Raw genomic sequence first — 11563 nt, 5'->3', positions numbered from 1 at the left:
CCAGACCTGTGGGAACTGGCCTAGCAGCCCCGTTACTCAGCCCATCGCCGCCAGCATCAGCTCCAGGTTCTGCACCGCCGCCCCCGACGCACCTTTGCCGAGGTTGTCGAACACCGCCGTCAGCAATACCTGGCCGTGCTCTTCATTGGCAAACACCGCCAAGTGCAGGTCGTTGCTGTCGTTGACTGCTTGCGGGTCCAGTTGTACTGCCGAGGCGCCCGACTGCAGCGGCGCCACTTGCACGTAACGGGCGCCGTGATAATGCTCGGCCAGGCACGCCTGCAACCGCGCGGCGCTCACGCCCGCCGGCAGCAACCAGGTCTGCAGGGCGATGGTCAGGACGATGCCCTGGCGGTAGCTGCCATAGCTGGGCACAAACACCGGCCGCTGCGACAAACCGGCATGCTGCTGGATCTCCGGCACATGCTTGTGGTCCAGGTGCAGGCCATACACCAGCACGCCCTGGGCTGTGTGTGCATCGGGCCCTTCATGACGTTCGACCGCCGCCCGGCCGCCACCGGAGTAGCCCGATACCGCGTTCACCGTCAGCGGATAGTCCGCTGGCACCAGGCCTGCGCCAATCAATGGCCGCAACAAGGCAATGGCGCCGGTCGGGTAGCAGCCTGGGTTGCTGACCCGCTTGGCCTGGGCAATGCGCTCGGCCTGCTCTTCATCCAGCTCCGGCAAGCCATACACCCAACCCGGGGTGGTGCGGTGCGCGGAGCTGGCGTCGATCACCCGCACCTGCGGGTTGACGATGGCCGCCACCGCTTCACGGGCGGCGTCATCGGGCAGGCACAGGATCGCCACGTCGGCGCTGTTGATGGCTTCGGCGCGCAGGTGCAGGTTCTTGCGCTCGCCCGCCGGCAGGGTCAGCAGGCGCAGGTCGTTGCGAGCGTTGAGGCGGGCGTGGATCTGCAGGCCGGTGGTGCCTTGGTCGCCGTCGATAAAAACCAGGGGCTGGTGCATGGGGGCTCTCGTACATAGGTGACAAATGTGCAGCCATCTTCACCTGCGGCTGGACGAAAGAAAATTTGAATATCATGATGCTCAACTTCATTTTTTCTGAACGATAAGCCCATGCGCGAGATCAGCCTCGACCGGCTGCGTACCCTGGTGGTGATCGCCGACCTCGGCTCCTTTGCCCAGGCGGCGCGGGCGCTCAACCTGGCGCCGCCGACAGTTAGCCTGCACGTTGCCGACCTCGAGGCGCGCATTGGTGCGCCGCTGCTGTCGCGCAAGCGCGGGCAGATCCGCCCCACGGCCATCGGTGAAACCCTGCTCGAACGCGCCCGGCGCCTGCTGGCCGATGCCGAACAGGCGCTCGATGATGTGCAGCGCCAGGTCCAGGGCCTGGCCGGGCGGGTGCGCCTGGGCGCTTCCACCGGTGCCATCGCCCATTTGCTGCCGCAGGCGCTGGATATCCTCGGCGTGCAGCACCCTGGCATCGATGTGCAGGTGCAGGTGCTGACCTCCAGCGAGTCGCTGGCGCGCCTGCACGACGGCAGCCTCGACATCGGCCTGGTGGCGCTGCCGCAAGCAGCGATCAAGGGCCTGCAGATTCGCCCGTGGCGGCGCGATCCGATCATGGCGTTCATTCCCGCCAGCTGGTCACCGCCGGCGCGGATCAGCCCAGCGTGGCTGGCCAGCCGGGCGCTGATTCTCAACGACAGCAGCACCCAGCTGTCGCGGGTGACCAGCGAATGGTTTGCCAGCGCCGGCCTGCAGCCGCCAGCGCGAATCCAGCTCAACTACAACGACGCGGTAAAAAGCCTGGTGGCGGCGGGCTATGGCGCGACCTTGCTGCCCCATGAATCGGCAGCGCCGGAGCATGACCCGCGGATCTGCATGCGCCCGTTGCGCCCGGGCCTGTGGCGGCACCTGGGCATCGCCTGCCGCCAGGGCGAGGTGGAGCAGGGCACCGCCTTGGTGCTGCAGGTGCTGATGAGCCAGGCGGTGAAAAACTAGACCAGCCGCAGCCCGCGCCCGCCCTCCAGCCACGGCCCTTGACCCAGGCGCTCGAGGGCCAGGGCCCGGGCTTTGCGGCTGAGCTGGTCGAGGTGGCGGTCGCGCTGTTTCTCGGCATCGACCATCGCCCGCTTGCCGTGTTGCTTGAGCAGGTAGCTGTGGATCTGCTGCACCTCCAGGGTGCGGTAGATCGGTGCTACGTCGAGCACCGCCGCTATGCCGGCGCTGGGCTCGGCGTGGGTGTTCATCAACACCTGTGGGCCGCGCGCGCCAGTGACCTGAAAGCCCAGGGCCTCGAACACCGGCACCTTGCTGGCGACGCAGCCGAGCTCGGCCTGCGGGTAGCGCGCGGTCATCTGTGCCAGCATGGCCCGGGCAATCCCCTGGCGGCGGTGGCTGGCGTGTACGGCCAGGTAGGCCACAGAACAGGCCTGCGGGTCATCCTTGAGCGGCAGGTACAGCAAAAAGCCCACCACCTGCTCCGGGTCGTCGAGGTCCAGGGCCACGATCAGTTCGACCGGGATGCCGCGCGAGCCGTCCATGGCCTGCAGGTACAGGTGCACTTCGAAGCCGATGCCGTACTGGTACAGACTGTACAGCGGGTTGCTCGGCGCCAGGGCGACGCTGCTGATGTCGGTCAGGTAGTCGACCACCATCTGCAGGATCTGGCTTTTGATCGGCTCGGCGGGCGGCGCGACGAAGTGGTGGAGGGCGGGCATCGGCAGGGGTGACTCCAGGCAAAAACGGCAATGGCGCGATTCTACCGCGCCGGCCTGCCATCCGTCCCTTTGCCGCGCAGATGATCTGAACTTCAGTTGCCGAGCACCGCTCCCTTGCATAGAGGGCACTTCTCGCCCGACTGCCGAAGGCTGCCGCCATGACCGTGATGACCGCCGCACCCGTGCTTGACCCGCATGTCATCGATAGCCGAGCAGGCCATGCAGCGCGTTATCACGCTCTGTTGCAGGGCGAGCTGAGCGACAGCGCCGCCTGGCTCGGCGAGCAATTGCAACAGGCTGAGGCCTTGCCTGATGAACTGCCGGCCAACCCCGTCGAACTCGGCCAATGGACCGCCGAGCGCGCTGCTGCCGTGGCCGGGCAATACGCCCAGTACCTGGCCGAGCGCAAAGCCGGCGCTGCCCGGCGTTACTTCAGCAACCGCGCCCATGCGCTGTATTTTCTCCAGCACGTCGCCCCGACCAAGGCGGTGGATGGTGCCTGGCTGTTCGGCATGCTCAGGCACTGGGCCGACCCGCGCTACCACGGCCTGATCCGCATCTACCTGGAAGAGCTCGGTGATGGCGACCCGGCCTGCAACCATGTGCTGATCTACCGGCGCCTGCTCAGCGAACTGGGCTGCCATGAGCAGCTGCCGCTGGGCGACGACCGCTACCTGCAAGGTGCGCTGCAACTGGCGCTGGGCTTCAACACCGAGGCGTTCCTGCCCGAAGTGATCGGCTACAACCTGGGCTATGAGCAACTGCCCCTGCATTTGCTGATCAGCGCTTACGAGCTGGACGAACTGGGCATCGACCCGCAGTACTTTCGCCTGCACGTGACCATCGACAACGCCAGCAGCGGCCACGCCTGCAAGGCGGTGCAGGCACTGATGCAACTGTGGCCGGCGCAGGGTGCCAGCGAGTTCTATCGGCGGGTGGCGCGAGGCTATCGGCTCAACGACCTGGGCCCGGGCTCAGCGACGATCATTGCCGAGTTTGACCTCGAAGCCGAGCTGCTGGTCGCCTTCGAGCGCAAGCGCAGTTTTGGCCAGCACATGCATTCCGATTACTGCCGTATCGAAGGACGCACGGTCAACCAGTGGCTGGCCGAGCCCGGCAGCATTGCGGGGTTTCTCGCCGCCCTGCAGGAAACGGGCTGGATCAAACGCGGCCAGGACCCGGCCGACAGCCGTTTCTGGCAACTGATCGACGGCCCGGCAGCAGCGATGTTCGGCGTCTTCAGCCCCTATGAAAAGCAGCTGCTGCATGACTGGATCGCGCTCAGCTGGCAGCCGCGCCGCCCTCGTCACGGGCCGGTCAAGGCCGAGGTGTCGATGCACGACGAGGCGCTGGTGAGCGCGCTTGAGCGCGAGCTCCATGACCTGCCGGCGCAGGCGCGGATCGCCTACCTGATCAGCGAAATGGCCGGGGCTCGTCACGCCTTGCCCCAGGGCCTGGCGGCGACGCGCAAATACGCGCAGATGACTGGGCTCAATCAGTAACGGAGGCTGACCATGCAATTGACCGAGGCGCAACGCCAGGCCGATCAGGCCTTGCTGCAACTGGGGCGGCGGCTGTTGGCCGATGGCTATCGCTTTACCAGCGTCACGCCCTTGACCCAGTGGCGCAATAACCAGCGTGAGGGTGCAGAACAGTCTCATACCCTGCGCGATATTTTCGGCTGGAACCGGCCCTTTGCGCCCGCGCTGCTGTCAGCGGACGAGCTGGCGCAGCTGCAACGGGCGCAGATCCTCGACGAGCATGAACAGCTGCTGCGCAGCCGGGTACGCTGGTCGAGCCTGCATGATTTGCTCTTCGTTCATTCCGGTTTTCCCACCGACAGCACGGACGCGGTGTTCTTCGGCCCGGACAGCTATCGCTTTGCCCAGTTGATCGAAGCCCACCTGCAGCAGAGTTTCGCCAGCATCAACCACGCCGTGGATATCGGTTGCGGTGCCGGGGTCGGCGCGGTGCTGATCGCCCGTGCCCGCCGGCATGCGCAGGTCAGCGCCGTGGACATCAACCCGCAGGCCCTGCGCCTGACCGCTATCAACGTCGCCCTGGCGGAGCTGGCCAACGTCTCGGTCGAGCACAGCGATGTGCTCCAGGGCATCAGCGGCAGCTTCGACCTGATTGTCGCCAACCCGCCGTACATGCTCGACGCCAGTGAGCGCGCCTACCGGCATGGTGGCGGCGCCCTGGGCGCCGGGCTGTCGCTGCGGATCGTTGAACAAGCCCTGCCACGCCTGGCGCCGGGCGGCACCTTGCTGCTGTACACCGGGGTGGCCATGGTTGATGGTCGCGACCCGTTCCTGACAGCCTTGCAAGCGCCTTTGGCGTCCGCCGACTGGGCCTGGCACTACCATGAACTGGACCCCGACGTGTTCGGCGAACAACTGCTCGAGCCCGGTTACCAGCAGGTCGAACGCATCGGCGCTGTGGCCTTGAGCGTCACCCGCCGATGAACAGCCCCTGCGGCTTTGGCATCGAGGAAGAATACCTGCTGGTCGAGCTGGCCAGCGGGCGCATGCTCGCCGCGCCGTCGGCGGCGCAGATCGACCTGTGCCGCCAGGTGCTTGGCGCACACTTTGCCCAGGAGATGTTCAAGGGCCAGATCGAGGTGGCATCGCCAGTGTTCAGCAGCCTGGCCCAGGCCCGGGAGTTTCTCGCCGGCAGTCGCATGCAACTGGCACAGGTACTGGCCGAGGAAGGCATCGGCCTGTTGAGCGCCGGCAGTCATCCCCTGGGCGGCTGGCGCAAGCAGCAGCCTGCTGACGACGAACACTTTCGCCAGTTGTTCGCCGACTACCAGCAGGTGGCCCGGCGCAGCCTGTTGTGCGGCCTGCATGTGCACGTCGGGGTGCCGCCCGGGCACGACCGCATCCAGCTGATCAACCAGTTGCTACCCTGGTTGCCGCTGCTGTTGCTGCTCAGTACTTCATCGCCGTTCTGGGAAGGCCAGGTGACCGGCTACATGAGCTATCGCCAGGTAGCCTGCGGGGAATGGCCGCACATGGGCCTGCCGGAACGCTTGAGCGACTGGCAGGGATACCAGCGCTACCTGGCCTTGTTGCGACGCACCGGTTCGTTGCGCGAGGGTGATGACGGCTGGTGGGCGATCCGCCCGTCGCGGCGCTTTCCGACGGTGGAGCTGCGCATCGCTGATGCTTGCCCGAACCTTGAAGATGCGCTGTGCATAGCCGGGTTGTTTCGCTGCATGGTCGAGCATTATCTGGCGCAACCACGTACCACCGTGCACCTGAGCCGCGAGGCCCACTGGCTTGCCCGGGAGAACTACTGGCGGGCCATGCGCCATGGCCGCCATGGGCAGTTCATTTGCCTGGAGGATGAAGGGCAGGGTAGCGCCGGGCAGTGGCTGGCGCGGGCGCAAGCGGTGTTTGCCGATGCGCTGCAGGGGGTTGACGGTGATCGCAGCTTTGCCCGGGCGCAGGTGATTGTTGCTCAGGGGAGCAGTGCCGACCGGCAATTGGCGATGGCGCAGCAGGGGATGTTGGCGGTGGTGCAGGGGTTGTTGCAAGAGGTCAAATCGTGTTGACGCCATCGCGGGTCAAGTCGAGGCGTCGCGACAGATGCCTACTTTGTTTTCTCTCGCTGGCGCAGCGTCGTCACCGTCTCGCCACCCACACCCCAGTTGTCGGTGTTCACTTCTTCGATCACGACGAAGGTCGACGACGGTGGCTTGTTCAGCACCCGCTCGAGCATCGCGGTGGTCTGTTCGATCAACTGCTGCTTCTGTTCGCGGGTGACGCTTTCGTCGGTCACGCGAATATGGACATACGGCATGTTCTTTCCCTCTGTGTGTTTACCAGGTTCCCGTCGCCGAACCACCGTCGACGGCCATCACCGTACCGGTGACAAATGTCGAGTCCGTCAGGTATAGCACCGCATCGACCACATCCTTGGGCGAACCGACCTGCCCGGTGGGGGCGAGGGCCTTGAGGGCTTCGCGGGTCTGCGGGTCATCGCCATGCAGCGGGGTATCGATGATCCCCGGGGCCACGGCGTTGACCTGCACCTGTGACGGCGCCAGTTCCAGGGCCAGGGCGCGGACTGCCTGGTTGATGCCGCCCTTGATCAGCACCGGCAGCAGCGCCGGCACCTTGATGTTCGGTTGCAGGGCAATCGAGGCGCTGATGTTGATGATATGCCCGGCGCCGTTGCCGGCCATGTGCCGGGCCGCTGCCTGGGCCGGGTAAAAGAAGCCCTTGAGGTTGGTGTCGACGATGGCTTCGACCTCGGCCTGGGTGTAGTCGCTGACCGGCTTGGCGATGAAGATCCCGGCGTTGTTGACCAGAATATCGACCTTGCCGAACGCGTCGATGGCCTGCTCGAACAGTGTGCGCGCCGTGTGCGGCAGGGCGATATCGCCCTCGACCAGCAGCAGGTTGGCCGGGTTGCCGAGCTTGGTGGCGGCCTCCTGCAGGCGGGCGAGGGTGCGGGCATTGGCGACGACATTGTCGCCGCGCTCAAGGTAAGCCTTGGCGATGGCAAAACCCAGGCCGCTCGAGGCGCCGGTTACGATGACAGTCTTGGCGGTGTGCATGGTCGGTCTCCAGTGGGCCCGGCGGGGTCGCCGGGTAGGTGAGGCAGACTTTAATTTGCAAGCGACTATTGAAAAATGCTGCGCATGGAATTTGAATTGATACTTTGTGTAATCAATTGAGCCGCCATGACCCGCCATTTCGATGACCTTCAACTGGGCAGTATCGAGCTATTTTGCCTGGCTGCCGAAACCAGCAGTTTCACCGGCGCGGCGACCCTGGCCGGGGTCACGCCGGCAGCGGTCAGCCGTTCGGTGGCGCGCCTGGAAGAGCGCCTGGGGGTGCGCCTGTTCGTGCGCACCACCCGGCAGATGCGCCTGACTGAAGGCGGGCGCAATTACCATGAGCAATGCCGTCAGGCCCTGAGCCAGCTGATGGATGCCGAACGTGCGCTTAGCGGCGGCCAGGCCGTGCCGTCGGGGCTGCTGCGCATCAGCGTACCGACACCCTATGCGCACTATCGTTTGCTACCAAGACTGGCCAGGTTTCGCCAGCTGTATCCGCAGGTGCAGATCGACCTTCACGTCAGCAATCGCAACATCGACTTTGCCGACGAAGGCTACGACCTGGCCATTCGTGGCCGCGAGCCTGCCGATTCGCGGCTGATCGCCCGGCGTCTGGAAGACGCCGAGCTGGTGGTCGTGGCAACGCCTGAGTATCTGCGTGCAGCGGGCACACCGCAGACGCCGCACGAGCTGGCCACTCACGAGTGCATTCAGTTCGAACTGCCCAGCAGCGGGCGCAAGGTGCCCTGGTCGTTCATGCTTGAGGGCAAGCGCGTGGAGCTGGAGGTGACTGGCAGCATCACCTGCCTGGAAGACTTCCTGGCCACCGCCACACTGGTCAAAAGCGGTGCGGGGCTGATGCAGGCGTATCGCTTTACCGTGCAGCAGGAACTCGACAGAGGCCAGTTGCAAGAAGTGCTGGCGCCCTATGGCGGCACCTCACGGCCGTTCATTTTGCTCTACCCCCACGCCCGGCATGTGCCGCTGCGGGTGCGGGCCTTTATTGATTTCCTGATTCAGGATGCAGCTGGCTGAAACGCTAGCCCTTGGCTTTTTTCAGGCTTTTCATCCGCTGCTTGGCGCGCTGCACGGCAGCCATTTTTTCCGGGCGTTTCATGCGCTTCCATTTGCGGATGTCGTCCTTGCTGCGGCCGCAGCTCAGGCACAGGTCGCCGCTCAACTGGCACACGGCGATGCAGGGGTTTTCGATGTCCTTGGCCATGTGTCAGCCGCGCTGTTCGATGTCGAACTGCACGTGAGGTGCGAGCGGATGCAATTCGACGTCGGCTTCTTGCAAAGCCAAGGCCGTCAGCTCGATCATCCGCTCACCTTGTCCGCTGGCCAGGGCGTGTTCCTTGGCAGCCCGGGTTTCGAAAACCCAGATCACCTGCAAACTGGAAGGGAAGCGTGTGTAATCGACCAGGTGGGTGAGCCAGGCAAAACCGACGATTTCGGCCTTGGCGGTCTCGCAGGCTTCGGTCAGGGTGGCGACCAGACGGCGGTCAAGCTGCGCCTGTTCGCGTTTGCTCAGTGGCATGGCGGTAAGGGTCTTTGCGGGAGGAGAGGCGATCATACGCTATCTGAGCGCGCTACCCGGAACTGGGCGCAGCGGTGCCGGGTCTTGCGCCAATCCTGTGGGAGCGGGCTTGCCCCGCGATCGAGCGCGAAGCGGTCGTGGTTCAGGCACGCTCCTACACCGGTGGCTGCGGGGCTTACTGAACGTTGTGCAGCTTGACCACATCACCCGAGACACGGGTGGTGTAGCCGGTCAGTACCCAGGCCCAGAACCAGTTTTCCTGGACCTGGGTGTTGATCATCGCGTCGCCGCCCTTGGCCTTGATCGCGGCATTCTGGGCGCGCACGAAGCGGCTGTTCTGACGCACTGGAATGACGCCCAGTACCAGCAGACCGGTGGCGCTGGCTTCGCTGTGGCCGATCACGGTGTACTGGTCGGCGTTGTAGTGCTGGGTTTTCATCGGGGTGCCGGTGCAACCTGCCAGGGCCAGGACGAACAGGCCGCAGGCGACAACTTTGCTCAGGTTTTTCACTGCATAACTCCATGACAATTGGCCCGGGATCCATCTCTCGAGCGGCGCATACTTTACCGGATCAGCCAGGATCACGCTCGTCTGCTGGCGCACGGCCTACCGCTACCCGGCGTAAAATACTGGGTTGCGACCCTCCCGCGGAGCAGCAGCCATGAAAATCGTCGTGATCGGTGGTACCGGCCTGATCGGCACCCAGTTGTGCAACAACCTGCGCGCCAACGGCCACAAGGTGCTCGCCGCCTCGCCCAAGACTGGCGTCGATACCCTCACCGGCGAAGGCCTGGAGCAAGCGCTGCAGGGCACCGATGTAGTGGTCGATGTGGCCAACTCGCCGTCCTTTGACGACGCTGCCGTGCTGGCGTTTTTCCAGAGCTCCGGGCGCAACCTGCTGGCCGCCGAGCAAAAGGCCGAGGTCCGGCACCACATCGCCCTCTCGGTGGTGGGCACCGAGCGCATGCAGGACAGTGGCTACTTTCGCGCCAAGCTGGCCCAGGAAGAGCTGATCAAGGCCTCAGGCAGGCCCTATACCATCCTGCGCGCTACGCAATTTTTCGAGTTCATGGGCGCCATCGCTTATTCCGGTGCCGACGGCAACCGCGTGCGCCTGACCAACGCCGCGTTGCAGCCGGTGGCCTCATCCGACGTGGCCCTGGCCCTGGCCAACCTTGCCGAGCAGGCGCCGGCCAACCGCACTCTCGAAATCGCCGGCCCTGATCGCCTGCCGCTGGCTGATTTCGTGCGCAGCTACCTGCAGCACAATCAAGATGCCCGCGAGGTGATAGCCGACCCCGAGGCCACCTATTTCGGGGCGCCGATCGACGACCGCTCACTGACCCCGGATGAAGGTGCGATCCTTGGCTTGCTGCACTTTCAGACCTGGTTGAAAACCACCGCCGTGCAACGCTGAGCCGTTGCACAGGGACCTGACTTCTTTACCTGCGCCACACCGGCCACAGGTCGCTGCCCAGCGCCCAATGCCCTTGCCCGGGCAGCAGGGGCACACCACCGACCCAGCGCTCGGGGGCCTGCTGCTCAAGCCAGTTGGCCTGGCCCGCCAGCACCTGCTCGCCCAGCGGGGTGAGGCTCAGGGGCCGGCGCGGCCAGTCCAGCTCGGCCTGCGCCTGGTTGAGCAGCGGTGTCGGCGAATCGATCAGCGGGCGCAGCAGGGCATGGAACATCATGTCGCCCAGGTAAGGCAGTGGCTCGCGCTTGCCCATCAGTTCGGCAAACACCCGGCCGAACGGCACCTCGCCGAACTCGTTGATGATCTGCAGCGCCAGGCGTTCGCTCAGCGACAGGCCGTCGTCCACGCCCGGCAGCTCCTGCAACTGGCGTAGCAGCGCTGGGGCGAGCAAGGGCAGGGCCAGGTCCTGGCGATGGGCCAACTGTGCCCAGGCCAGTGGCGAGGGGGCGCAATACGCTGCCCAGGCCTCGCGCGCCAGTTGCAGCATGGGCCCATCCACTGCCCGGCGCTGCGGCCACAACCAGGCCAATACGTCCGGGGCCAACTGGCCGATGCCGATAAACCGCTCGACCCCGGGCATTCTGTCAATCTCGATCAGCTCCAGGCGCTGCGGCGGCTTGGCCAAGCCGGCCAGCACGCGGATCAAAAACAGCTGGTCATAGGCATCCGCCTCGCACCAGAGCACCGCGCTGGGGCAGCCGTCGAGGCGGGCCAGGTCGGCGTATTCGGTGTCCATCTTGCGCTGTACTTCGGCGAGCTCCAGGCCATAGGCCTGGCTGATGTAGTCGCTGCGCAGGGCGCGGTAAGGCACTGTCGGCACGTCGCGCACCGGGCCCATCACCAGCGGGTCGCTGAGCATCTGAAAGGCGCCGGTAAAGCCGGCCAGGCGCAGGCTGTGGCTGATGTCGTTGCCGCAGCGCCAATGCTGGGTGGCGGCTTCGTCATCGGCAGTAAATTGCGGGTGGCGGGCGGCAAACTCGATGGCCTCGACATGCGCCTTGAGCTTGGGCCAGCTGGCAAAGCCCAGGTCGCGGGCAATCAGCCACTGGGCATCGGCCAGGCGCGGTGAGGCAGGGCCGAGTAGCGCCAGTTGCTCGGGCGCGGTACCGCTGCGCAGGCGCTGCAGCAGCTCCTTGGCGCGCTTGCGTTGTTGTTCACGATTGATGTGCCCGTCATGGGACGGCGACGACAGTCGAGCAGGCATACGAACTCCTTGTGCGAGCCTTGTCCGCTGTCAGGCCGGGAGTCGTAGACAAAAATGTGGGGTGTACAGCCTGGGCGCAGCCCTTTCCGCGGA

The 11563-nt window shown here is 65.3% G+C and carries 14 protein-coding genes; 6 read left to right on the top strand and 8 right to left on the bottom strand.

Features of this window, described 5'->3' with window-relative positions; genetic code table 11:
* Positions 1-36 precede the first annotated feature (36 nt).
* On the bottom strand, positions 37-969 hold the full coding sequence (gene argC, locus JYG36_RS16750) for an N-acetyl-gamma-glutamyl-phosphate reductase (protein WP_213601706.1): 933 nt from the start codon (positions 967-969) through the stop codon (positions 37-39).
* A gap of 111 nt (positions 970-1080) precedes the next feature.
* Between argC and JYG36_RS16745 the strand changes: the two genes are divergently transcribed.
* Positions 1081-1968, top strand: coding sequence for a LysR family transcriptional regulator (locus tag JYG36_RS16745; RefSeq protein ID WP_213601704.1), 888 nt, complete (start codon positions 1081-1083; stop codon positions 1966-1968).
* Here JYG36_RS16745 and JYG36_RS16740 read toward each other — a convergent pair.
* Complete coding sequence (locus JYG36_RS16740; RefSeq protein WP_093384366.1) at positions 1965-2687, bottom strand: GNAT family N-acetyltransferase; 723 nt, start codon at positions 2685-2687, stop codon at positions 1965-1967. The two genes, JYG36_RS16745 and JYG36_RS16740, sit on opposite strands and share 4 nt — an antisense overlap.
* Positions 2688-2845: 158 nt before the next feature.
* On the opposite strand from JYG36_RS16740, the gene JYG36_RS16735 reads away from it, so the two are divergent.
* The 3 genes from JYG36_RS16735 to JYG36_RS16725 are packed head-to-tail and all read left to right on the top strand — an operon-like array spanning position 2846 to position 6243.
* Positions 2846-4189 (top strand): iron-containing redox enzyme family protein, encoded by a 1344-nt coding sequence (locus tag JYG36_RS16735; protein WP_213601702.1) that lies wholly within the window; start codon positions 2846-2848, stop codon positions 4187-4189.
* A 12-nt stretch (positions 4190-4201) separates the two neighbouring features.
* Positions 4202-5152, top strand: coding sequence for a methyltransferase (locus JYG36_RS16730; RefSeq protein WP_093384359.1), 951 nt, complete (start codon positions 4202-4204; stop codon positions 5150-5152).
* Positions 5149-6243: a carboxylate-amine ligase gene (locus JYG36_RS16725; RefSeq protein WP_213601699.1), complete on the top strand. Its 1095-nt coding sequence runs from the start codon at positions 5149-5151 to the stop codon at positions 6241-6243. The genes JYG36_RS16730 and JYG36_RS16725 overlap by 4 nt, the downstream gene beginning before the upstream one ends.
* A 38-nt stretch (positions 6244-6281) precedes the next feature.
* Here JYG36_RS16725 and JYG36_RS16720 read toward each other — a convergent pair whose 3' ends face one another.
* Both JYG36_RS16720 and JYG36_RS16715 read right to left on the bottom strand, forming a co-directional pair.
* Positions 6282-6491, bottom strand: coding sequence for a tautomerase family protein (locus JYG36_RS16720; RefSeq protein WP_213601697.1), 210 nt, complete (start codon positions 6489-6491; stop codon positions 6282-6284).
* Between the two features lie 19 nt (positions 6492-6510).
* Positions 6511-7251 carry an SDR family NAD(P)-dependent oxidoreductase gene (locus JYG36_RS16715; RefSeq protein ID WP_213601695.1) on the bottom strand — a complete coding sequence of 247 codons (741 nt, stop codon included), beginning with the start codon at positions 7249-7251 and terminating at the stop codon, positions 6511-6513.
* A 126-nt stretch (positions 7252-7377) separates the two neighbouring features.
* Between JYG36_RS16715 and JYG36_RS16710 the strand changes: the two genes are divergently transcribed.
* Positions 7378-8289 (top strand): LysR family transcriptional regulator, encoded by a 912-nt coding sequence (locus tag JYG36_RS16710; protein WP_213601693.1) that lies wholly within the window; start codon positions 7378-7380, stop codon positions 8287-8289.
* Positions 8290-8293: 4 nt separating this feature from the next.
* On the opposite strand, the gene JYG36_RS16705 is transcribed toward JYG36_RS16710, so the two are convergent.
* The 3 genes from JYG36_RS16705 to JYG36_RS16695 all read right to left on the bottom strand — a co-directional run bounded on the left by JYG36_RS16705 (position 8294) and on the right by JYG36_RS16695 (position 9302).
* On the bottom strand, positions 8294-8476 hold the full coding sequence (locus tag JYG36_RS16705) for a DUF1289 domain-containing protein (RefSeq protein ID WP_045201277.1): 183 nt from the start codon (positions 8474-8476) through the stop codon (positions 8294-8296).
* 3 nt (positions 8477-8479) lie between these two features.
* Positions 8480-8791, bottom strand: a complete 312-nt coding sequence (locus tag JYG36_RS16700; protein WP_093384338.1) for a hypothetical protein — start codon at positions 8789-8791, stop codon at positions 8480-8482.
* Positions 8792-8966: 175 nt separating this feature from the next.
* Positions 8967-9302 carry a hypothetical protein gene (locus JYG36_RS16695; protein ID WP_038994655.1) on the bottom strand — a complete coding sequence of 112 codons (336 nt, stop codon included), beginning with the start codon at positions 9300-9302 and terminating at the stop codon, positions 8967-8969.
* A gap of 151 nt (positions 9303-9453) precedes the next feature.
* Between JYG36_RS16695 and JYG36_RS16690 the strand changes: the two genes are divergently transcribed.
* Complete coding sequence (locus tag JYG36_RS16690; RefSeq protein ID WP_045201279.1) at positions 9454-10209, top strand: SDR family oxidoreductase; 756 nt, start codon at positions 9454-9456, stop codon at positions 10207-10209.
* Positions 10210-10234: 25 nt separating this feature from the next.
* Here the strand turns inward: JYG36_RS16690 and JYG36_RS16685 are convergent, their stop codons facing one another.
* Complete coding sequence (locus JYG36_RS16685) at positions 10235-11470, bottom strand: DUF1835 domain-containing protein (RefSeq protein ID WP_213601691.1); 1236 nt, start codon at positions 11468-11470, stop codon at positions 10235-10237.
* Positions 11471-11563: the final 93 nt, after the last annotated feature.

The organism is Pseudomonas sp. SORT22, assembly GCF_018417635.1.
Lineage (GTDB): Bacteria > Pseudomonadota > Gammaproteobacteria > Pseudomonadales > Pseudomonadaceae > Aquipseudomonas.
The sequence above is the reverse complement of the archived record's forward strand: the minus strand, read 5'-3'. Positions and strand labels throughout refer to the sequence as shown.

Coding starts and splice junctions, on each gene's coding strand:
- argC (WP_213601706.1), bottom strand. CDS start 969: ATGCACCAGCCCCTGGTTTTTATCGACGGCGACCAAGGCACCACCGGC.
- JYG36_RS16745 (WP_213601704.1), top strand. CDS start 1,081: ATGCGCGAGATCAGCCTCGACCGGCTGCGTACCCTGGTGGTGATCGCC.
- JYG36_RS16740 (WP_093384366.1), bottom strand. CDS start 2,687: ATGCCCGCCCTCCACCACTTCGTCGCGCCGCCCGCCGAGCCGATCAAA.
- JYG36_RS16735 (WP_213601702.1), top strand. CDS start 2,846: ATGACCGTGATGACCGCCGCACCCGTGCTTGACCCGCATGTCATCGAT.
- JYG36_RS16730 (WP_093384359.1), top strand. CDS start 4,202: ATGCAATTGACCGAGGCGCAACGCCAGGCCGATCAGGCCTTGCTGCAA.
- JYG36_RS16725 (WP_213601699.1), top strand. CDS start 5,149: ATGAACAGCCCCTGCGGCTTTGGCATCGAGGAAGAATACCTGCTGGTC.
- JYG36_RS16720 (WP_213601697.1), bottom strand. CDS start 6,491: ATGCCGTATGTCCATATTCGCGTGACCGACGAAAGCGTCACCCGCGAA.
- JYG36_RS16715 (WP_213601695.1), bottom strand. CDS start 7,251: ATGCACACCGCCAAGACTGTCATCGTAACCGGCGCCTCGAGCGGCCTG.
- JYG36_RS16710 (WP_213601693.1), top strand. CDS start 7,378: ATGACCCGCCATTTCGATGACCTTCAACTGGGCAGTATCGAGCTATTT.
- JYG36_RS16705 (WP_045201277.1), bottom strand. CDS start 8,476: ATGGCCAAGGACATCGAAAACCCCTGCATCGCCGTGTGCCAGTTGAGC.
- JYG36_RS16700 (WP_093384338.1), bottom strand. CDS start 8,791: ATGCCACTGAGCAAACGCGAACAGGCGCAGCTTGACCGCCGTCTGGTC.
- JYG36_RS16690 (WP_045201279.1), top strand. CDS start 9,454: ATGAAAATCGTCGTGATCGGTGGTACCGGCCTGATCGGCACCCAGTTG.
- JYG36_RS16685 (WP_213601691.1), bottom strand. CDS start 11,470: ATGCCTGCTCGACTGTCGTCGCCGTCCCATGACGGGCACATCAATCGT.